Origin of the sequence: Lentzea sp. NPDC004782, assembly GCF_040609115.1 — a bacterium.
GTDB lineage: Bacteria > Actinomycetota > Actinomycetes > Mycobacteriales > Pseudonocardiaceae > Lentzea.
This window is the reverse complement of the sequence record NZ_JBEXJN010000019.1, coordinates 76,914-101,249: the sequence shown is the minus strand read 5'-3', so window position 1 is coordinate 101,249 and position 24,336 is coordinate 76,914. Positions and strand designations below refer to the sequence as shown.

The 24,336-nt window shown below is 73.7% G+C and carries 1 protein-coding gene (cut by a window edge); it reads right to left on the bottom strand.

All coding sequences use genetic code 11. From position 1 onward, the window contains the following. Positions 1-102: 102 nt before the first annotated feature. Positions 103-24,336 carry the 3' portion of a hypothetical protein gene (locus tag ABZV40_RS19235; RefSeq protein ID WP_355442828.1) on the bottom strand. The gene runs 12,438 nt beyond the window's last position, so the window shows 24,234 of its 36,672 coding nt (coding positions 12,439-36,672); the start codon falls outside the window, past its right edge; its stop codon occupies positions 103-105.

Below are 24,336 nucleotides of genomic sequence, written 5' to 3'. Positions count from 1 at the left end.
AGCCGATGGCGCCTCCCTGGTGCCCCAGGCGGCAACCTCCGGGGGAATCACTCACGGAAGTCCTGGCCACGCCCGCGCGGAGGTGAACACCCACTGTAGTCCTCATCGGTTCTCGTCGCGTGGCGGCGTGCCACCGAGGAAGTCGGCGAGGGAGATGGAGCGCGGCGTCTCCACGTCGCTCACCCGGTCCACGACGTCGCCGACATCCGGCACCGAGATCTCGTCCCAGGCGGGCGACTCGGAAGCGCTGTCCGCGCCCACCGCCGACCAGGCGTCCTCGGAACGCGTGTCGTCCTCTGCGTCCGGCGCGTGAACGAGGTGCACCTGGCCGTCGGCGGAACGCTCCACCACCAACGGCAGCCCGGCGTAGACGGTCCACTCGGCACCGGGCGCGAGGACCGGTGTGTGCACGTGGAAGGTCGACGCCAGCCTCGTCTGGAACTCGCGGACCGCGCTCGGCGCGCCGTCCGTCACCACCAGGGCCGTCGGCGCGCTGGTGGCGGTGAGCTCGCGGAACGCCGAGGACGCCACTAGCACCTTGGCGAAGGCCGGGCCGTCGACCGTGAGCTGACGGCCGTCCGCGAGCGTGACGCGGAACCGGTCCGCCACCGCCCGCACGCCCACGCCGACGGCGCCGTCCGGCCACTGTTCCGTTCCAGTCCGTTCAGGACTGTCCCCGAAGGACACTCCCGCCGGGTGGTGCACGAAGTGCGACCGGACGTCCTCGGCCCGGAAGGGCGCGACCCGGCCACTGGCGTCCGTGCCGAGCACCAGCCCGTACCCACCGGAGAACGTGTTCCACCGTCCGCCGTGGTGCAGCGCGGTCACCGCGCGGCCGTCCCGCACCCCGATGTGAACCGCGTCGGTCGAGGCGAGCACGGGGAGGTCGTGGCCGAACGAGGTCGAGAGGGCGTTCTGGAAGTCGTGCGCCGCCTCACCGGCGCGGTCGTCCCCGACGGTGCAGACGATCAGCGCGATCGCGTCCGGCCGGTCCGGGCCGCTCATCCGCTCCTGGAACGGCTCCAGCCGCCGCACGAGGTCGGCGAACGGGTGCCCGTACAGCGACACCACCGCACCCTCGCGGTCGTGGACGCGGAAGCCGGAGGAGCCGCCCTGGGCGCCGAAGCTGTGGCTGACGATGAAGAACGTGTTCTCCGGCCACGGCACCGGACCGGCGTGGGCATCCAGTCCGCCCTCGACCGCGTTGATGTCGCTGACCCCCTGCGGCAGCACCGACATCGTGCCTCGGGCGTCCGCCGCCGTCCACGCGTGCGCGGCCGCCACGTCGTCGTCGCTCATGCCGAACACGACACCGATGGTCCGGCCGTCCCTCATCAGGGGTTCGACCCGCACGTCCGCGGGGGCCACGTCGACGTGACCGCCCAGGTCGATGCGATACCCCTGGGCCGGCTGGTCCAGCGGCAGTTCCGGCAGCTCCCGCCACATCGTGGCCGGTCCGGCGAACTCACCGGCGGCCGCGGTCACCCTGGCCTCCACCCCCAGCCGGTCGCTCAACGCGGCCTGGAAGTCGTGCGCCGCGCCACCGCGCCAGCTGTACGCACCCGCCCGCGAGGCCAGCAGCGTCACCTCGCGCGACTCGCTGTGCGACGCCAGCAGGTCCGCGAACGCCGTTCCGCCCAGCGCGACCCGCGTCCCGTCCGCCAGCGTCACGTGGAACCGCTCGACATCGCTGTCCACCGCCACCTGGAACGGCCCTGCCGCGGGCTCGTCCACGGCGCCGCGGAACGACACGCCCACGACGCTGTCCCCGGCCCGGATCTGCTCGACCGGCACATCGGCCGCGGTGAACACGCGCACCCGGCCGGTGGCGTCGGTGCCCGCCACCACGCCACCGAACCCGCGCCAGCGGCCCTGGCCGTCCTCGGCCACCACCGCGGTGCCGAACGCGGCCAGCCCGCGCTGGAAGTCGTGCGCCGCGCCACCGTCATGGCCGAGCACGCCCGCCGCCGTTCCCGGCAGGGCGACACCGGCCAGCGACTCGATGGTCCGGAACGGCTTGGCCTTCGCCACCACGGTGGCCAGCGTCGCACCGTCGACCGTGATGCGGGAGCCGTCCTTCAACGTCAGCCCGAACCGGTTCGCGCTCGCGTCGACGTCGACGTGGAACACGCTGCCCTGCGTCGCCGTGACCGGCACCGAGACCCGGTCCGTCCCGCTGCGGAACGTCACGCCGACGGTGCGGCCCTCGGACGTCAGGACCTGCCCGACGACATCGCGCCGAGTGAACGTCCGCGCTTCGCCGGTCGCCGCGTCCAGGCCCGCCAGCACCGACTCCCGGCCGAAGACCCGCTTCAACCAGGAACGACCGGACTTCAGCTCGGCACCGCGGTCGGCCGCGGGAGGCCCTGCGGGCTCCGGCTCGGGCTCGACGCGCCGCCACTCCCCCGCGTCGTGCACCACGGTGCCCGCCGCCGCGAGTTCGAGGTCGTTGGTGGGCGCGTAAATGGGCTCGGTGCGACCGAACTGCTTGTGCAGCGCGCGCTGGAAGCCTTCCACTGCACCACCTGGCGCGCCACCGCCGGACACGAGCAGCGTCACGGCCTCGGGTGCACCGCCGTAGGCCTGCTGGAACGGCTCCGAACGGGCGACGATCGCGGCCAGCGTCCCGGCGTCGACGACGACCTTGCGGCCGTTCTGCGTCTCGACCAGAATGCTGGCGCCGCTGTACTCCTCGACGTCGACGTGGAACGTGCGCGCGGGCCACGGCGCCGGGATCTGCCGCGCCCCACTGGACTCGGCGAGGTTGAACTCGTCGGCCCCGAGCAGGTGGGTGGTGCCGGTGCCGCCACCCGCAGCGGCCCACGCCTGGGTGTCGAGGCGGTCCTCACCGGTGCGGAACGTGACGCCGACGACCTGGTCGCCGTGCCGCAGCGGGGCCGCGGAGATCGTGCCGGGCTGGAACGTGATGGGGCGGCGGCCGCCGTCGCCGGACCGGAGCTCGACTCCCGACAGCGGCCGGGGCAGCGTGTCGAGGGTCTGGAACGTGCGGAGGGTGCCGTCCTGGGTGGCGGCCGACACCGGCTGCCACACCTCGAAGCGTTGCGCGAGGGCGCGCTGGAAGTCGTGGGCGGCACCACCGGGTCCGTCGATCTCGCCGGCGGACGAGCCGAGCAGCGTGATCCGCTCGCCGGTCGGCGCACCGGTGCCGTGCACCAGGTCCGCCAGGACGCGGCCGGACACGGCGACCTGACGGCCGTCGGTCAGCCGCAGCTCGAACCGGTCGTGGGTGCCGGAGACGGCGACGCGGAACTCGTCCGGCGCGCCACCGTCGGGCAGCGGGTCGCCGGTGAACGACACCCCGGTGGCGCTGTGCTCGACCACCACGGCGGGCCGGGTGAAGAGCTCGACCCCGCCGTCCGCGCCGGTTCCGGCGAACTGCGCCGGTTCGGCGTGCGCGGTCCACTCGCCACCGCGCTGGACCACCGCGGGCACGTCGAGGCCGAAGGAGCGGGCCACGGTGCGCTGGAACGCGCTGACGCCCTTTTCGGAACCTGCGGACACCATGAACGCCGTCGGCCGCTGTGCCGCGGCCGCCTCGCGGAACGCCGGGGACGCCATGACCAGCTTCGCCAGTGCGCGCCCGTCGACCGTGACGGTCCTTCCGTCGGTGAGCGTGACGGAGAAGCGGTCGCCCGATGCCGTCACGTCCAGGCCGATCGCACCGGCCGGCCACCGCGCCGGGTCCACCGGCGCGCGACCGTCCGCAAAGGACAGTCCGATCGGGCGGTCGCCGTCGCGGACGGTCTGCGACCGGACCTCCTCCGGCGCGAACGGGACGTTCCTGCCCTGACCGTCGGTGCCGAGCACCTGCCCGTAGCCGCCGGAGAACGTGAGCCACTCGCCCCCGTGCTCCAGGGCGGTGGCCGCGCGGCCGTCCCGCAGTCCGATGTAGACGGAATCGGTGGGTGCGATCACCGGCACGTCGACGGCGAAGGTGGTCGACATGGCCTGCTGGAAGTCGTGGGCCGCGGTGCCGGGCCGGTCGTCGGCGACGGTGCAGACGACGAGCGCGATCGCCTCCGGGCGGTCCGGGCCGCTCATCCGCTCCTGGAACGGCTCCATCCGCCGCACGAGATCGGCGAACTGGTGCCCGTACAGCGACAGCGCAGCGCCCTCGCGGTCGTGGAGGCGGAAGCCGGACGTGTCACCGGAGGCGAAGCTGTGCCCGACGACGAAGAACGTGTTCTCCGGCCACGGCGCGGGACCCGCCTGCGCGTCGAGGGCACGCGCCATGGTGTCCTCGTTCAGGCCGACCCCCTGCGGCAGCACGGAGGTGGTGTCCTTGCCGTCGGCCGCCGCCCACGACAGCGCGGTCTCCAGCCCGTCGCCGTCCACGCTGAACGTGACCCCGACGACCCGCCCGTCCTTGACCAGCGGCACGGCCTGCACGTCCGCCGGGGTCACGTCGACGATCACGCCCCGCTCGAAGTGGCCCGCCTGGACCGGGCGGTCCGTCGGCACGACGGGGAACATCCGCCAGCTGGGGTCGGGTGCCTCGATCTCGGCGTCCTCGGCGATGGTGGCGAGACCGTCCACGTGCGCCGTGAGGTCGTTGGCGGGCGCCACCACCTTGGTCTCCACACCGAGCCGGTCGCTCAGCGCGGCCTGGAAGTCGAGGGCCGCACCACCACGCCAGCCCGACGCACCGGCCCGTGACGCCAGCAGCGCGATCTCGCCGCCGCGGTTCTCCCGTGCCTGACCGAACAACGGCGTGGCCGCCAGCACGTCCGCGAACGCCGAACCACCCACCGAGACCCGCGTGCCGTCGGTGAGGGTGAGCTGGAACCGGTCGAACCGGTTCTCCACCGCCACCACCGGCGAGTCGGCGCCGGGCGCGCGCATCGACTCGTCCGCGGCGCCGCGGAACGACACACCGATGACGGTGTCGCCGTCACGCACCGGCTCGACCGGCACGTCGGCCGCGCCGAACAGCCGCACCCGGCCGCTGTCCTCGACGCCCGCCACCGCGCCACCGAACCCGCGCCACCGGCCGTGCCCCTCTTCGGCCACCACCGGGGTGCCGAACGCGGTCAGGCCGCGGTGGAAGTCGTGTGCCGCACCACCGGCGTGACCGAGCACGCCCGCGTTCGCGCCCGGCAGGGCGACACCGGCCAGCGTCTGCGCCGAGCGGAACGGCTTGGCCTTCGCCACCACCTCGGCCAGCACTCCGCCGTCGACCGTGACGCGCGAGCCGTCCTTCAACGTCAGCCCGAACCGGGAGGTGGTCGCGTCGACGTCGACGTGGAACACGCTGCCCTGGGCTGCCGTGACGGGCACCGTGACCCGATCCGTTCCGCTGCGGAACGTCATGCCGACCGTGCGGCCCTCGGACGTCAGGGTGTGCGCCACGACGTCACGGCGGTGGAACGTCCGCGCCTCGCCGGTCGTGGCGTCGAGACCGGCCAGCACCGACTCACGGCCGAAGATCCGCTTCACCCAGGAACGACCGGACTTCAGCTCCGCACCGCGCTCGGCCGTCGGCACCGGATCCACCGGCGCGGACTCCTGCACCGGTGCGGGCGCCTCAGCCTTGCGGTCCGCCTCGTCGAACCACGCGGCCAGCCGGGCATCCACATCGGACACGTGGTCGGGGCGTCCCAGCGTCCCGTCCGGGCGCTCGCTCCGGAACGTCGTCGGCGTGAAGTGGATGACCTCGCGCGCGGGCGCGGGCTCGCGGCCGTGCGTGGTCCAGCCGTTCTCCGCGACGACCCGCTCGCCACCGTCGAGCAGGTGCACCGCGCCCCTGGGCCCGTGCACCGGACCCGTGACGCCGAACTCGCGCAGCAGCGTCCGCTGGAAGGCAGCACCGTCGACCGGCCCGGAGGTGATCAGGGCGATCGCACCCGGCCACCTGATGCCGTTCCGGCCCAGGAACCCGTCGGCCTGGCCGAGCACCCTGGCGAACGTGCGGCCGTCGACGTGCACGCGCACGCCGTCGGCCGTGCGCACCACCAGCGAACCGTCCACATCGGACTCGACCGCGACGCGGAAAGCGCGCTGGCGCAACGGTTCACCCTGCACCTCGCCGTGCAGCACGACGGGTTGCTCGGTCCGGAACGACACACCGATCTGCCGTTCTCCGTGCGGCCACGGCTCGGACCGCACCGCGGCCGGGTCGAACGCGATCCACCGGACGTCGCCGGACACCCGGCCCAGCGCCTGTGCCGCACCCGACGAGAACTGCTCCCACCGGCCGCCGTCGATCAGGTAGTTCTGCCACGCGACGCCGTCGCGGAACACGGAGAACCCGACGCGGGTCGTCGGCGCGACCACCGGCTGCCGGTAGCCGAGCCCGGCCAGTGCCCGCTGGAAGTCGTCCGCCGCGCCGCCGCGACCGCGTTCGCTGCCCGTCCGGCACGCCATCAGCGTCACCGCGTCCGGGTCGAGCCGCGCCATCAGGTCCCGGAACGGCCGCAGGTCGTGCAGCACGGTGGCCAGCACGCCGCCGCTCACGGTGATCTCGCGGCCGTCGGCCAGCTGGAGCCAGACGGCGTTCGGCGTGCCGTGGGTGATGATGTGGGCCGACCGCGACGGCCACGGCGAAGGGGTGCCGTCCCGGCCTTCCCGCAGGTCCTGTGCCAAACGCGTGGGCACGTCCTCGTCCGGCGCGACGTGGGTCGTCGTCCCGCCGGGGCGGCGTGCCATCCAGTCCGCGTGCTCGTGCAGCTCCCGCCCGACCAGGAAGGTGATGCCCGCCGGGACACCGCGCGGCCCGGTGAGCACGGTCGCCCGCACCTCACTCGTGTGGAACCGGGTCGTTCCGGCGTGGGTGACCACCTCCAGGTTCTGCCCCGCGACCACGTCCGCCACCGGGAACGACCGCCACGCCCCACCGCGGTCGAGCACGATCTGGCCGCCCTGCTGGAACACGGCGGTCCGCAGGTGCACGTCGGTCGTCGGCGCCACCACCTGGTGGTGCCAGCCGATGGACGCGAGCGCCCGCTGGAGGTCCCCGGCCGCCGCACCGGCGCCCGTCCGGCCGGCGAGCAGCACCAGCTGACCGCCCTCGTTGTGGGCGGCCATCCGACGGAAGGCGTCGATGCCGGACAACGCGCGCCCGAACGTCCTTCCGTCCACCCGCACCCGCGTGCCGTCGGTCAGCCGCAGCTCGAAGGAGTTCTCCGCACCACGCGCCGCGAGGTACATCGCGTCGGCGCGCCACGGCGACGCGATCTCCGCCGCGCCCCTGCTGCTCGGGAACCGGGACGAACCCTCCGGGTGCGCGAAGGTCCGCTGGTGCTCGCTGCCGGGTTCGGTGGCCCACAGCAACGACTTGGGCAGGTCCCGGCCGCCGAGGAACGACAGGCCGACCTGCTGCTCACCGTGCAGCATCGGGTGGGCCTCGACGTCACCCGGCTCGAACCGGCGCACCCCGCCGGCGGGGTCCACGCCGTTCAGGCGTCCGCGCCCGTGGGCGGCCGGGGCCAGCGTGAACTGCTCGCGACCGCCAGGCAGGAGGACCGACTGGCCACCACGAGCACCAGCAGGCTGACGTGCAGGGCGGGCGGTCCGCTGGGCAGCGGGCTGACCGATGTCCTGCGGTCCGTCGAGCGCGAAGTCGTGGAGCGTCCAGCCGTGCTCGGACCGGATGACCGGGGTTCCGCCGTCACCGGACACCCGCACCGGCCCCTTGGGCACGTAGTGCGGGCCGCGGGCGTCGAACTCGTTGGCCAGGGCGAGGTGGAACGACCGGCCCTGGCTCGGGGCGTCCACCGGCGCCGACGTGATCAGCACGATCGGCGCGGCGTTGTACCGGAAGTCCCTGACGGCGAACTGCCTGGTCTCGGCGACCAGCCGCGCGAACGCCGTGCCGTTGACGTGCACCGTCCGGCCGTCGGCGGTGTGCACGACGAACAGACCCTCGGCGTCCGAGTCGGCCACCACGAAGAACGTCCGCTCCGGCAGCTCAAGACCCTGGACCGCGCGGTGGTCCGCGCCGGCCGGCCAGCCGCCGCCGTCCCGCCGGAACGACACACCGACCGTGGCGTCTCCCCGCACCAGGGCTTCCGACCGCACGCCCGTCGGGTCGAAGGAGGTCCACCGGGGCTCGTCCGGCAGCTTGCCCAGCATCAGCGCCGGTGCCGGGCCGAAGTGCCGCCAAGTGCCGCCGTCGAGCAGGAAACTCTCCCACGCCCCGTCGCCGCGGAACGTGTGCACACCGGTCTTGGTCGTCGGTGCGACCACGGGCTGGCGGTAGCCGACCTCGGCCAGTGCCCGCTGGAAGTCGTGGGCGACGCCGCCCGTGCCCGGCAGCCGGGCGGTCGTGCACGACAGCAGCAGGAGCGCCTCCGGATCGTGTCCGGCCATCAGCTCCCGGAACGGGCGCAGGTCGTGCAGCACCTTCGCCAGCGCCGGACCACGCACTTCGACCTCACGCCCATCGACGAGATTGAGCGTGACGGAGGAGGGGGTGCCGTGCGCCACGACATAGGCAGACCGCTCCGGCCACGGCGCGACCAGCGAGCTGCCCCGGCCCGCGCGGACCTCCCGCTCCGGGCGCCGGTGCCCTTCCGGAAGCTGGAACGTGGTCCCCGCGTGCGGCGTCGCCATCTCCTTCGCGAAGAAGTGCCCTTCGCGGCCGACCATGAAGGACACCCCCGTCGGGGTACCGGCCGGACCGCGCAGCACGCCCACGCGCACATCGCTCGTGCGGAACCGGATCGAGTCCGAGTTCCACCCCGTGGTGGTGCGCCCGTGCACCTCCAGCCCTTCGACCACGTCCGGCGCCGGGAAGGTCCGCCACTCACCGCCGCGGTCCACGACGAGCTGGCCGCCGCGCTTGAACCACGCCGTGCGCAGGTGCACGTCCGCCGTCGGCGCCACCACCAGGTGGTCCCAGCCGGCGTCCGCCAGCGCCCGCTGGAAGTCCCCGGCCGCGTCACCTGCCGCCGACCGGCCGGCGAGGAGCACCAGCGATCCGCTGTCGTTGGACCGGGTCATCAGGTGGAAGGCGTCGAGCTGGGACATCACCCGCCCGAACGTCGACCCGTCCACGCGCACCGGGGAGCCGTCCTTGAGCCGCAGCTCGAACGAGTCCTCCCCGCCGCGCACCACGACGTACATCGCGTCCTTGCGCCACGGCGACACGGTCGGCTCAGCGCCCTTGCTGCTCGGGAACGCCTCGGGGTTCACGAACGTCCGCAGGTGCTGGGCGCGCGGCTCGCTGCCCCACCGCAGGGAGTCGTAGAACCCGCGGCCGCCGACGAACGTCAGGCCGACGAGCTTGGTGCCGCGGAGCAGCGGGGTCGCCCGGACCTCGCTCGCCTCGAACCGCCGCACCTCACCGGACGCGTCCGCACCGTGCAGCGGCCGGACGGCCGAGGGCACGTGTTCCGGCGCGGCGGAGGGCCGTGCCAGGTCGCGGTCGGCGCCCCGGCCGGGTTCGGTCCGGCTCGTCCACGGCGCGGGCGCGACACCCCTGCCGGAGCCAGGAGCCATCAGGTCGCCGTCGGACCGGCCGGCAGGAGGCACGACGCGTGCGGGGGCTTCTGGGGTCCGGTCGTGCATGGCCCAGCCGTTCTGCGTCAGCACGACCGGCGTGCCGTCGGGGGTGGCCTGCAGGCGTGCCACACCCCTGGGCTCGTAGACCGGCACGCGGACGCCGAACTCGCGGACCAGCGTGTCGCGGAAGCCCGCGCCCTGTGACGGCGCGTCCACCGGGGACGAGGTGATCAGAGCGATCCGCCTGCGCGGTCCCGTGCCGGCGTCACCGCGGAAGACCTCGGCGTTGCCGACCACCCGCGCGAAGATCCTGCCGTCGACGTGCACGGTCCTGCTGTCGTTGGTGTGCAAGACGATCAGGCCGTCCACATCGGACGACACGGCCACGTGGAAGGTGCCCGGCGGCATCATCGCGCCGCGCAGCGGACGGAGGCCCGGCTGCGCCGCGGGCTGGACACCGTGCTCCCAGAACGTCACGCCGACCGTGCGGCCCGCCAGCACCAGCGGCGCCGACCGCACGGCGGCCGGATCGAACGGGACCGGCCGCAGCTCGCCGGGCAGCCGACCCAGTGCCAGGGCGCGGCCGGACGAGAACTGCTCCCACCGGCCGTCGTTGCGCAGGTAGCTCTCCCACGTCAGCTCCGGCCGCATCGTGTGGACACCGCTGTTGGTGGTCGGTGCGACCACCGGCTGGCGGTGCCCGAACCCGGCCAGCGTCCGCTGGAAGTCGTCGGCGAAGGCGCCCGGTCCCCTCGTCGCCGCGGTCTGGCAGGAGAACAGGGTCAGTGTCTCCGCGCGACGCTCGGCCATCAGCCCGTGGAACGCCCGCAGGTCGTGCAGCACCGAAGCCAGGGACGCACCGCTCACCGAGATGCTGCGCCCGTCGACGAGGTTGATCGTCGCCGAGGTGGGGCCGCCGTGGAGCACGACGTAGGCAGAGCGCTCCGGCCACGGCGCCGGCGTGCCCGGCTCGCCCGTGCGCTCCTCGCGGGTCAGCCGGGTCCGCACCTCCTCGCCCGGCGCCAGCGTCATCGTCGTGCCGCGGTGGCGTTCCGACATCTGCGCCAGGTTGGTGAAGACGTCCTTGCCCACCAGGAACGTCATCCCGACCGGGCCGCCGTCACGCCCGTGGATCACGGTTACGCGCACGTCGCTCGTGCGGAACGGCGTCGGCATCCCGCCGCGCGTCTGCGCGGTCAGCGTCACGCCGGCGATCACGTCCGGCCTCGGGAACGGCCGCCAGGCGCCGCCGCGGTCCAGGACGAGCTGGCCACCGGTGCCGGGGAACTCGCCCGTCCGCAGGTGCACGTCCGTCGTCGGGGCCACCACCAGGTGGACCAGGCCCACGTCCGCCAGGGCCCGCTGGAAGTCCCGTGCCGCGCTGCCGAGCGCCGACCGGGCCGCGAGCAGCACCAGGGTGCCGCTCTTGTTGTCGAGGGTCATGTCCCGGAACGTGCCGAGGTCGGCGACCACCCGCCCGAACATCGTCCCGTCCACGCGCACCGGCACGCCGTCGCGCAGGTGCAGCTCGAACGCCTCCGACCCGCCGCGCACCGCGACGTACATGGCGTCCGCGTGCCACGGCGACGTGGTCGAGTGCGCGCCCTCGCTGCCGGGGAACCTCGACGGGCCGGCGCCGTCCGGGTGCACGTAGGTCCGCAGGTGGTGCCTTGCGGGCTGTTCGGCCCACGTCAGGGAGCTCACCCGGTCACCGCCGGTCAGGAAGGTGAGACCGACCGCCTGACCGGCGTGCCGCAGCTCCTCGACTCGCACGTCGCCGGGCATGAACCGGCGCAGCTGCCCGTCCGCGTCGAGACCGGCCGCGGCTCGCGGCGCCGGTCCGGACGACGTGCCGCGCGGTACCGCGCCCGTGCGCGGCTCGGAGTCCATCAGGTCGAGCCCGCCACGCTCCACAGTGGACGAACGGGCCAGGTCGCGGTCGCTCGCAAGCAGGTCCGCGATGTCGGCGGGACGGGTGACGCGGCTGGACGGGTCGGCAGCGGGTTCGTAGACCTTCCACCCGTTCTGGGTCCGCACGACCGGAGCACCGTCCTCCGCGGACAGCAGCCGGGCGGCGCCCTTCGGCGCGTAGACGGGTTCCTGGACGCCGAACTCCCGGAGCAGGACGTCGTGGAAACCACGGCCCTGACTCGCCTTCAGCGGAGCCGACGTGACCAGCACGACCGGCCTGGTGTCGCCCTCACCGCGGAAGACCTCGGTGTTGCCGACCACCCGCGCGAACGTCCTGCCGTCGACGTGCAACGTCCTGCCGTCGGCGGTGTGCACCACCAGCGAACCGTCCACAGCGGACTGCACGGACACCACGAACGTCCGCGGCGACATCCGCGCGCCGGACGCCCCGTCGTGGCCGGGCGTCGGAGCGGGCTCGGAGCCGTCCCGGAACGACACGCCGATCGTGCGGCCCTCCCGCACCAGCGGTGCCGACCGCACGGCGGCCGGGTCGAACGAGACCCAGCGGGCGTCCTCCGCCAGCCTGCCCAGCGCCTGGGACGGCCCCGACGAGAACTGCTCCCAGCGCCCGCGGCCCTTCAGGTAGCTCTCCCACGTCCCGCCGCGGTGCAGGTGCGTGCCGGTGCTGACGGTCGGGGCGACCACCGGCTGGCGGTACCCGAGCTGGGTCAGCGCCCGCTGGAAGTCACGGGCCACGCCACCCGGTTCCCTGGTCCCACCCGTCTCGCAGGACAACAGGGTCAGCGCCTCCGGGTCACGCCCGGCCATCAGCTGGTGGAACGGGCGCAGGTCCTGCAGCACCATCGCCAGCACGTCACCGCTCGCCTCGACGACGCGCCCGTCGGTGAGCGGGATCTCCACCACGTTCTTGTCGCCGTGGAGCACCACGTAAGCGGAGCGCTCCGGCCACGGCGCGGGCTTCGAGCTGTCCGTGCCGAGGCGCAGCTCCTGTTCCACTCGCGACCGGACGCTCTCGCCCTCCCGCACCGTCACCGTGGTGCCGCGGTGGGGGTAGGACAGCTGGTCCACGTAATGCTGCAGGTCGGCGCCGACGAGGAAGGTCATCGCGACCGGAGCGCCGTCGTGGTCGAGGAGCACGTTCGCGCGCACCTGGCTCGTGTCGAACCGCGTCGGCCTTCCGTCCAGCGTCGCGGGCAGGCTCATGCCGTCGACGACGGGCGTCTCCGGGAACGTCCGCCACGCGCCGCCGCGGTCCAGGACGAGCTGGCCGCCGCTGCGCGACCACGACCCGGTCTGCAGGTGCACGTCGGTCGTCGGCGCCACCACGAGGTGGTGCAGGCCTTCGTACGACAGCGCCCGCTGGAAGTCCGCCGCCGCGTCGCCGAGGCCCGTCCGGCCCGCGAGCAGCACCAGCGAGCCGCCTTCGTTGGCGTACGTCATCTCCTGGAACTTGTCCAGGCCACCGAGCAGCAGGCCGAAGTTCTCCCCGTCCACCCGCACCGGCGAGCCGTCGGTCAGCCGCAGCTCGAAGCCGTCGGCGCTGCCCTTGACCGCGACGTACAGGGAGTCCTCGCGCCACCTGCCCGCGACCGGCCGGGCGCCGTCGCTGCTCGGGAACGCCGACGGGCCGTCGCCCTCCGGGTGCACGAACGTGCGCAGGTGCTCACTGCGGGGCGCGCCTGCCCACGCCACCGAGGCGGCTTGGTCGGCGCCGGTCAGGAACGTCAGGCCGACGGGCTTGCCCCAGCGCGTCAGCTCCTTGAACTGCACGTCGCCGTAGTCGAACTCGCGCACCCGCCCGTCCGGGCCGACACCCTGCGGCACCGGGGCTTCCGACGGCGCCCGTTCCTCGGGAAAGACGTGGCCGGGGTCGTCTCCGAGCGCCCGTGCGGAGGACAGCGTCAGGTCGCGGTCCCGGCCGGACGTGGACGGGACCAGACCGGCCTCGTCCGCGAGCACGTCCGGGGTCCACTCCCACTGGTGCGGGAACGACTCCCAGTGGCCACCCCTGGACACGAAGCTCTCCCACGAGGTCCCGGGCACGTCGAGGCCGAAGCGGACCGGTCCCGTCGGCGCCACCACCGGCTGGCGGTACCCGAGCCTCTCCAGCGCCTGCTGGAAGTCGAACGCGGTGCCACCGGCGTGCCGGTCGGCACCGGCCCAGCAGGACAGCAGCGTCAGCGCTTGGTGCTCACGTGCGGCCATCAGGTCGCGGAACGGCCTCAGGTCGTGCAGCAACTCCGCCAGCACGGCCCCGCGCACCAGCAGCGAGTGGCCGTCGGTCAGCTCGATCCTCGCGATGTCGCGGTTGCTGTGCGCGGTGATGTACGCGGCCGGCTCCGGCCACGGCGCGGGCTGCGAGAAGTCCGCTCCGCGGTCGATCTCCCGCTCGAGCCGCTTGCCCGCCTCGCCGTCGGGCAGCAACGTCGTCCTGCCGCGATGCGGCTGCGCGAAGGTGTCCAGGTCCTGGCGCAGCTCCCGGCCGACCACGAAGGACACCGCCTGCGGCCTGCCGTCCGGGCCGTTGATCGAGGTGACTCGCACCTCGTCGGTGTTGAAGTAGGTGCGCTGTCCCCGCAACGTCCGCGCCATGAGCGCCCGGTTCTCGACCACCTCGGCGGTCGGGACCGTCCGCCAGGAACCACCCTGGTCCACGACGATCTGGCCGGCCCGCTTGAACCACGCCGTCCGCAGGTGCACGTCGGTGGTGGGCGCCACCACCAGGTGCGGCCAGCCCTGCGCCGCCAGCGCCTGCTGGAAGTCCGCGGCGGCACGGCCGGCGCCCGACCGGCCGGAGAGCAGGACCAGCGAGCCGCCGGCGTCGTTCTCCGCCATCCGCCGGAAGCCGGGCAGCTCGGACAGCACCCGGCCGAACGTCGCCCCGTCCACCGTCAGCCGCGCGCCGTCGGTCAGCCGCAGCTCGAACGAGTCCTCGCCACCGCGCACCGCGACGTACGTCGAGTCCTCGCGCCAGTTCGCGGGGACCATCGTCGCGCCCTTGCTGCTCGGGAACGACGACGAGCCCTCCCGCTGCACGAAGGTCCGCAGGTGCTCGATGCCGGGCTCCGCGCCCCACCGCAGCGAGGCGGACCGCTCGGCGCCGGTGAGGAAGGTGAACCCGATGGGCTCCTTCGCCTTGCCCCGCAACGGCTCGACCCGGACGTCACCGGGTTCGAACCGGCGCACGTCGCCGGAGGGTTCCGTTCCCTCCAGGCGCCCCAGCCCGGAGGTGCCGGGCAGCGACGTCAGCCCGTCGACCCGCGCCGCCGGAGCGGGCGGCCGGACGACCTGCGCGGGGACGTCGGCATCGCGGTGGTGGACGGTCCAGCCGTCCTGGAACCAGACGACGGGCCTGCTGTGGCCGTCGGCGTGCAGGCCGGCCTCACCCCTGAGCTCGTACACGGGGTTGTTGACGCCGAACTCGCCGCGCAGCGTCTGGTGGAAGTCCGCGCCGGGGGTCCGTCCGGACAGCGGCGTCGAGGCGACCAGCACGATCGGCGCCGACCGGTGGAGACCGCCCATGGCGCGGAAGGTCTCGCTGTTGCCCACCATCCTGGCGAACGCCGCGCCGTCGACGTGCACGGTCCGGCCGTCGGTGGTGTGCACGACCAGCCGTCCGTCCACATCGGACTCCGCCGAGACGTGGAAGGTGCCCTCCCGCAACCGCGCGGTCTGCCCCTGCGGCTGCCCGGCGTCTCCCGCGTTCTCCCGCCGGAACGACACGCCGACCGGGCGGTCGCCCTGCACGATCGGCCTCGACCGCACCTCGGCGGGGTCGACCGGCACCCAGCGGGCCTGGTCGTGCAGCTGACCCAGCACGGGGGCCCGGCCCGACGAGAACGCCTCCCACCGGCCGTCGAGCACGTGGGTGCTCCAGGCGTCCTTCTTCACCGAGTAGGTGCCGGCCGTGTTGGTCGGCGCCACCACGGGCCGGCGATGTCCGTGGGCCTCCAGCGCACGCTGGAAGTCGTGCGCCAGACCGCCGACGCCCCGCGTCTCACCGGTCGAGCACGCGAGCAGCGTCAGCGCCTCCGGGTCGCGCGCCGCCATCAGGTCCCCGAACGCCCGCAGGTCCCCGAGCAGGTCGGCGAACGCCGCACCGCGCAGCATGACCGTGCGCCCGTCGACCAGTTCCAGCTGGACCTTCTCCGGGAAGCCGTGGGTGATGACGTAGGCCGACCGCTCAGGCCACGGCGAGGGCTGCGAGATGTCCCGCCCCGCCCTCATCTCCTGCACGAACCGCGCGCCGTCCATGCCCTCCGGCACGAGCGACGTCCGATGCGTGGCCGGGAGAGCCAGCCGCTGCACGTGGTCGTGCAGCTCGTTGCCGATCAGGAACGAGACCGCCAGCGGCCTGCCGTCGTGACCGTTGAGCGTGGTGGCCCGCACGTCACCGGTGCGGATGGTGGTCGGCGCCCCGTAGGGCGACTCCGCGTCGAGCTGCCGGTTGGCGATCACGCCCGGCTCGGGGAACGCCCGCCAGGAGCCGCCGCGGTCCACGACGATCTGGCCGCCGCGCTTGAGCAGCGCGGTCCGCAGGTGCACGTCCGCCGTCGGCGCCACCACCAGCTGGTCCCACCCTGCGGACGCGAGTCCCTGCTGGAAGTCCCGTGCCGCGGCACCGGCGGCCGACCGACCGGCCAGCAGCACCAGCGTGCCGCCGTTGGGGTCCTCCGCCATCCTGCGGAACGGTGTCAGCTCGGCCATCACGCGCCCGAACGTCTCCCCGTCGACCCGCACCCGCGCGCCGTCGTTCAACCGCAGTTCGAAGGAGTCCGTGCCACCGCGCACCGCCACGTACGCCGCGTCCGTGCGCCACGGCCCGCGCACCTCGGCCGCGCCCTTGCTGCTCGGGAACGACGACGAACCCTCGGGGTGCACGAACGTCCGCAGATGCTCGCGCCCCGGCTCCGCACCCCACCGCAACGAAGCGGAACGCTCACTCCCGCTGAGGAACGTCAGACCGATCTGCTCCCCACCGCGCACCATCGGCCGAACCTGGACCTCGCCCGGCTCGAACCGGCGCACCCCGCCGGTCGCGTCCACACCGTGCAGTCCGTGTTCCGGTGCCCTCATCCGCGCGCCGGCGGGCGCCGCGGGTTCGGCGTCGTTGCGCGTCGGCATGCCACCGGCCGGTTCCTGGCGGGAGACGCGGTGCTCGATCCAGCCTTCGCGGGACCGCAGCGCCGGCGCTCCGGTCGCGTCCGGGACGACGTCGACCAGGCCGCGCGGCACGTGCACCGACTCGCGGAAACCGAAGTCGCGCATCAGCGTCTCGTGGAACCCGTTGACCGGTCCCGGCGTGTACAGCGGCTTCGACATCGCCAGCACGACAGGTGCCTGCTCCGCGCCGCGGAACGTCCCGGACTCGGCGACCACCCGCGCGAGCACCGGACCGTCGACGAGGACCGAGTCGCCCTTGGCGGTCTGCACCACGAACTCGTTCGTCCCGCCCCGCTCGACGAACACGGCGAACGCACGCTCCGGCACCGCGCCGTCCGCGACCCGGCCGCCGGTGGCGCCCCAGACCGAACCGCGCGCCGTCGCACCGTCTCCCCGGAACGACACCCCGACCGGCAGGCCGTCGCGCAGCACCGGCGTCGAACGCACTTCGGACGGTGTGAACGAGACCCACGCGGAGTCGTCCTGGAGCCGGCCCAGCGCGTGTGCCGGGCCCGACGAGAACTGCTGCCAGCGGCCGCCGTCGACGACGAAGGTGTCCCAGGTGGTCCTGCGCCACTCGTGCACCGCGACCGGCTTCGTGGGCGCCACCACCGGCTGCCGGTAGCCGAACTCGGCCAGCGCCCGCTGGAAGTCGTCCGCGACACCACCGGCGGCCCGCACCGCACCGGTCGAGCAGGACAGCAGGGTCAGCGCTTCCTGCTCGCGCGCCGACATCAGGTCCCGGAACGTGCCGAGGTCGTGCAGCACCTTGGCCAGCACGTCACCGGTCACCGTGACCGCACGGCCATCGGTCAGCTCCAGCAGCACGCGGCTGGGGAAACCGTGCAGCGTCACGTACGCCGACCGCGCGGGCCAAGGCGAGGGCTGCGACACGATCCTGCCGTCGGCCATGTCCGACCCGAACCTCGCGCCGCGGTCTCCCTCCGGCAGCAGCCAGGTGGCGCCACCGTCAGGGCGGCTGAAGTACCGCATGTCGTCGCGCAGCTCATCGCCGACCGTGAACGACACCGCCACCGGCCTGCCCTGCGGATCGGTCACTCCGGCGACCCGCACCTCACCGGTGCGGAACTGGGTCGGCTCCGCGTTCAGGGTGAAGCCGGGCAGAACCTGGTCGTGGACCACGTCCGGCAGCGGGAACGCCCGCCAGGCCCCGCCCTGGTCCACGACGATCTGGCCGCCGCGCTTCAACCAGGCCGTCCGCAGGTGCACGTCGCTCGTCGGCGCGACCACCAGCTGGTTCCAGCCCCCGTCCGCCAGCGCCCGCTGGAAGTTCCGCGCCGCCTCGCCCGCACCGGACCGGCCCGCGAGGAGCACCAGTGTGCCGCTCGCGTTGACGTCGGCCATCCTGCGGAACGGTGTCAGGTCGGCCATCACGCGCCCGAACGTCTCCCCGTCGACCCGCACCCGCGCGCCGTCGTTCAACCGCAGTTCGAAGGAGTCCGTGCCACCGCGCACCGCCACGTACGCCGCGTCCGTGCGCCACGGCCCGCGCACCTCGGCCGCGCCCTTGCTGCTCGGGAACGACGACGAACCCTCGGGGTGCACGAACGTCCGCAGATGCTCGCGCCCCGGCTCCGCACCCCACCGCAACGAAGCGGAACGCTCACTCCCGCTGAGGAACGTCAGACCGATCTGCTCCCCACCGCGCGACAGTGGCCGAACCCGGACCTCGCCGGGCTCGAACCGGCGCACGGCGCCGGTCGCGTCCACACCGTGCAGCCGCCCCAACCCCGACGACTCACCGCCGGACCGGGACATCCGCCCGGAACCCGTGTCCGGTCCGGTGGTGTGGCGGACGACGAGTTCGGGGACATCGGCGGTGCGGTCGTGCACGGTCCAGCCGTCCTGGCTCCACACGACCGGAGCGCCGTCGTCGCCGCGGCGCAGGCCGGCCGCGCCCCGGGGCTGGTGGACCGGGTTCTCGACACCGAACTCGCGGTTGAGGACCTGGTGGAAGTGCTTGCCCCAGCTCGGACCGTCGAGCGGGCTGGAGACCGCGAGTGCGATCGGCCCCACCCTGCGGAAGTCCCGCACGCCGCGGAACGTCTCGCTGTTGCCCACGACCCGCGCGAAAGCGGGACCGTCGAGGTGCACCGTCGCACCGTCGCGCGTGTGCAGGACGAGGCGGCCGTCCGCATCGGACTCCGCCGACACGTAGAACGTCCGCTTCGGCAACGGCATGGTCCGCGCTTCACCGGGAACGGGGCCGGCCTCGCCCGCGCCTTCCCGCCAGAACGACACACCGACCGGCCGGCCCTCGTGCATGATCGGCCGCGACCGCACCTCGGCGGGCTCGACCGGGATCCACCTGGCCTCGCCGTGCAGCTCGCCCAGCGTCCAGGCCGGCCCGGACGAGAACTGCTCCCACCGGCCGCCCTGGGTCACCACGGTGTCCCACGCGTCCTTGAGGGGCGCCCCGACCTGGACCACGGTCGTGGGCGCCACCACCGGCTGCCGGTACCCGAACTGGGCCAGTGCCTGCTGCAGGTCGTACGCGGTGCCGCCGCCGAACCGATCCGCACCGGTCGAACAGGACACCAGGGTCAGCGCTTCCTGCTCCCGCGCGGCCATCAGGTCCCGGAACACCCGCAGGTCGTGCAACACCTCACCCAGCACGTCGCCGCGCACGGTGACGGTGCGGCCGTCGGTCAGCTCAAGCCGCACGTTGTCCGGATTTCCGTGCAGAGTCACATAGGCCGACCGCTCCGGCCACGGCGCGGGCTGCGAACTGTCCGGCCTGCCGTGATCCGCCTTCCCGGGAGTGAGCGACGTCGTGCCCCGGTGCGGGAGCGACAGGTCCGTCAGGTCGTGGCGCAACTCCCTGCCGACCACGAACGACACGAACTGCGGCCGTCCGTCCGGACCGTTGATCGAGGTGACCCGCACCTCACTCGTGTGGAACCTGGTGGGCCAGCCCCGCTCCGGGGTGCGCGCCTCCAGTTCCAGGCCCTGGACCACGTCGGCCAGCGGGAACGCCCGCCAGGAGCCGCCGCGGTCCACGACGATCTGACCGCCACGTCCCAACCAGTCGGTCCGCAGGTGCACGTCCGTCGTCGGTGCCACCACCAGCTGGTGCCAGCCGTTCGCCGTCAGCGCCCGCTGGAAGTCCCCTGCCGCCGCACCGGCACCCGACCGACCGGCGAGCAGCACCACCGAGCCGCCCGCGTTGACCGCCGCCATCCGCTGGAACTTCGGCAGCTCGGACACCACTCGCCCGAACGTCTCCCCGTCGACCCGCACCCGCGAGCCGTCGGTCAGCCTCAGCTCGAAAGAGTCCTCACCGCCGCGCACCGCGACGTACATCGCGTCCTTGCGCCACCGCGCGGGCGCCTCCATCGCCCCCTTGCTGCTGGGGAACTCGGAGTCGCGCACCGACTGCACGAAGGTGCGCAGGTGCTCGCTCCTGGGCTCGGCACCCCACCTCAGCGACGCGGAACGCTCGCCGCCGCTGAGGAACGTCAGCCCGACCGGTTCGCGGAACAGACCGAGCGGATCGGTCTTGCGCCACATCCGCTGGACCCGAACCTCGCCGGAGTCGAACCGGCGCACCTCACCGGACGCGTCGACGCCCTGCAGCCGCCCCGGCTGCGACGAGGGCGCGGACGGCTCCCCGTGCTCCACCACGGACCGGGACATCCGCGTGGTCCCCGTGTCCGGTCCGCTGGTGGAGCGGGCCGCGCGTTCGGTCACGGGCCCGGCGTCCGGCACCTCGCCCGTGCGGAAGCGGGCCTCCGGCCGTCCCGCGGGCGTGGTCGCCGCCTCGTCCACCGCCGGGAACGCCCGCCACGTCCCGCCGTGGTGCACGACGATCTGACCGGCTCCCGCCTCGTCCGTCCGCAGGCGCACCTCGGTCGTCGGCGCCATCACCTGCTCACGCCGCCCGGCGGCCTGCAACGCCTGCTGGAAGTCCCGCGCCGCCTCGCCGGAACCGGACCAGTCCGTCAGCAGCACCACCGTGCCGCTCTCGTTGCGGTTCGCGACCTGCTGGAACTTGTCCAGCTGGGCCATCACCCGCCCGAAGGTCGAGCCGTCCACCCGCAGCGGCGAGCCGTCCTTGAGCGACAGCTCGAAGTAGTCCTTGTCTCCGCGCACGGCGACATACGTCGCGTCCTCGCGCCACGGCGCGGCCACCTGGCTGGGCTCGCTGCGGGTGCCCGACGGTGAAGGCAGCGGATGCACCGACGTCTGCAGGTGCGTGCTCCTGGGCTCGGCACCCCACGCGAGGGAGGTGTCGCGGCCGGGACCGGTGAGGAACGTCAACCCGACCGGCTCGCTGAACAGGCCGAGCGGGTTGGTCCGCCGCCACATCCGCTGGACCTGGACCTCGCCCGCCTCGAACCGGCGCACCTCACCGGACAGATCCACACCGCGCAACGTCGTGTCGGCGCCGCCGGGGATGACGCGGACGTTGAGGTTGTCGTTGTGGTTGTAGACGGTCCAGCCGTCCTGGGTCCACACGGTCGGCCTGCCGTCACCGCCATCGCCCAGTCCGGCCGTGCCCCTGGGCTCGTGGACGGGGTTCTCGACACCGAACTCGCGGCGGAGGGCGTCGTGGAACACGCGCCCCTGGGTCGGGCCGTCCAGCGGGGTCGACACCACCAGCGCGAGCGCGTCCCCACTCCGGAGGCGCCCCATGCCGCGGAAGGTTTCGCTCTCGGCCACCACCCGCGCGAACGTCCGGCCATCGATGTGCACGGCCTTGTCCTCGGCCGTGTACACCACGATCCGACCATCCACATCGGACTCAGCCGACACGTGGAACGTCCGCTCCGGGAACCGCTTCGCCTGCCCGTCAACGGGCACGGCCTCGACGGCGCCGTCCCGCCGGAACGACACGCCGATCGTGCGGTCGCCGTGCACGATCGGCGCCGACCGCACCTCACCCGGCTCGAACGGCACCCAGCGCGCCTCGTCGTCCAGCCTGCCCAGCACGACGGCCCCGCCCGACGAGAAGTGCTCCCACCGGCCGCCGTCGACCACCTGGGTCCCCCACACACCCTCGTGCAGCGTGTGCGTGATGAGGGTCTTCGTCGGCGCCACCACCGGCTGGCGATATCCGGCCTGAGCGATCGCCTGCTGGAACTCGCGCGCGAAACCATCGCTGCGCCGGTCCGCGGCGACCGAACAGGACAGCAGGGTCAATGCTTCCTGCTCACGCACGGCCATCAGGTCCCGGAACGCCCGCAGATCCAGCAGCAGCTCGGAGAACGCCTCACCCCGCACCCGGACCGTGCGCCCGTCGGTGAGCTCCACCGTCACGACCTCGGGACCACCGTGCATGTTCACGTACGCGGACCGCTCCGGCCACGGCGCGAGCTGCACGTCCACCCGCCCCGTGCGCACGGCACGATCGATCTCGGCGAAGCCGCTCACGCCCTCGGGCAGCAGTCCGGTCGTGCCCTCGTGCGGACGCGACAGCGACTTCAGCCCGAAGCGCTGTTCGTTGCCGATCTGGAAGGTGATCGCCTGCGGCTTGCCGTCCGGGCCGTTGATCGAGGTGATCCGCACCTCGCTCGTGCGGAACGTGGTCGGGCTCCCGCCCCGCGTCTCCGCCTCGATCAGCCGGTTCGAGACCACTTCGGCCTCGGGGAACGCCCGCCAGGAGCCACCGCGGTCCACGACGATCTGACCACCGCGGCCCGGCCAGTCCGTGCGCAGGTGCACGTCGGCCGTCGGCGCCACCACGAGCTGCTGCCAGCCCTGGTTCGCCAGTGCTCGCTGGAAGTCCGCAGCCGCGCCACCGACACCCGACCGGTCCGCGAGCAGCACCAGCGTGCCGCTCGTGTTGGGCTGCACCATGCGCTGGAACTTCTGCAGCTGGGCTGTCACCCGGCCGAACGTGGCGCCGTCCACGCCCAGCACCGAGCCGTCCTTCAGCCGAAGCTCGAAAGTGCCGTTCTCAGCGCGCACGGCGACGTACATCGCGTCCCTGCGCCACGGCACGCCCGTCTCGGTGGCACCCGCACGGTGGGGGAACGACGTCGACCCTTCCGGGTGCACGAACGTCCGCAGGTGCGAGTCCCTCGGCTCGGCACCCCACCGCAGCGAGTTGGTGCGGTCAGCGCCGCTGAGGAACGTCAGCCCGACCGGGTTGTTGTTCCACAGCCCCATCGGGTCGGTCCGCCGCCACATCCGCTGGACCCGGACCTCGCCCGCCTCGAACCGGCGCACCTCGCCGTTGAGATCGATGCCCATCGGCCGCCGGTCCACCCACGGCGGCGGCTGCGGCGCGGGAACCTGCTCGAACTCGTCCGGGTGCAGCTGCTCGGTCTCGGCCTCCGACGGCGTGGTCTCCCCGTCGTCGCCGGTGCGGTCCGGTGACGAAGGCGCGACGGTGTCCTCGGCGGCGGAGTCGCGCGGCACCCCGCCGTCGGCGGCGGAGGGGTCGGTGGTGGGGTGCTCGGCCCAGCCGTCCCCGGTCCGCTCGAACACCGTCTCCCGGAAGCCGAACTCGCCGGCGAGGGTGTCGCGGAAGGCCCGGACCTGGCCCGCGTCGGCGGGCAGCGTCGACGTCACCAGCGCGAGCGGAGTCCGCTCCGCCATCACGCCGCGGAACACCTCGGACTCGCCGACCACCCGCGCGAACACCGGACCGTCGACGAACACCCGATCACCGTTGGGCGTGCGCACCGCGTACAGACCGTCCGCGTCCGTCTCGACCTCGACCGCGAACGCCCGCTCCGGTACGGCTCCGTCCGCGATCCGGCCACCGGCGCCGTCGTCGTGGAACGACATGCCGACCGGCCGGTCTCCGCGCGTGATCGGCGCCGACCGCACCGCGCCCGGCTCGAACGGCACCCAGCGGGCCTCGTCGGCCAGCCTGCCCAGCGGGAAGGCGTCGCCCGAGGAGAACGTCTCCCACCGGCCGCCGTCGGCCAGGTAGGTCGCCCAGGTGTTCCGGTGGTACGTGTGGAGCGTGACCACGGTCGTCGGCGCCACCACCGGCTGGCGGTGCCCGAAGCCCACCAGTGCCTGCTGGAAGTCGTGCGCGACGCCACCGGGACCCCGCACGGCGCCGGTCTCGCAGGACAGCAGGACGATCGCGTCCGGATCACGCGCTGTCATCAGGTCCCGGAACGGCCGCAGGTCCTGCAGCACGCCGGCGAACACCTCGCCGCTCACCGTGATCGAGCGGCCGTCGGTCAGCTCCAGGCCCACGCTGTCGACATCGCCGTGCGGCACCACGTACGCCGACCGCTCGGGCCACGGCGCGGGCTGCGAGGCGTCCCGGCCCTCCCGCAGGTCGCGCCCGGCCTGGTGGCCGTGGTCGCCCTCCGGCAGCAGCAAGGTCGTGCCGCGGTGCGGCAGCGACATGGTCGCCGCGTCGTCGCGCATCTCCCGCCCGACCGCGAACGTCACCGCCTGCGGCCTGCCGTCCGGGCCGTTGAGCGCGGTCACCCGCACCTCGCTCGTGCGGAACTCCGTCGGCACTCCCGCGCTCGTGGCGGGCAGCGTCCGGTTCTCGACCACGTCCGCCAGCGGGAACGCCTGCCAGGAGCCACCGCGGTCCACGACGGTCTGACCACCGCGTCCCCACGCCGGGGTGCGCAGGTGCACGTCCGCCGTCGGCGCCACGACGAGGTGGTCCCAGCCGGAGTCCGCCAGCGCCTGCTGGAAGTCCCGCGCCGCGCCACCTCCGGCCGACCGGCCGGACAGCAGCACCAGCGAACCGCCCTCGTTGCGGTCGGTCAGCTGGCGGAACGGCGCCAGGTCGGCCATCACCCGCCCGAACGTCGAGCCGTCCACCGACACCCGCGT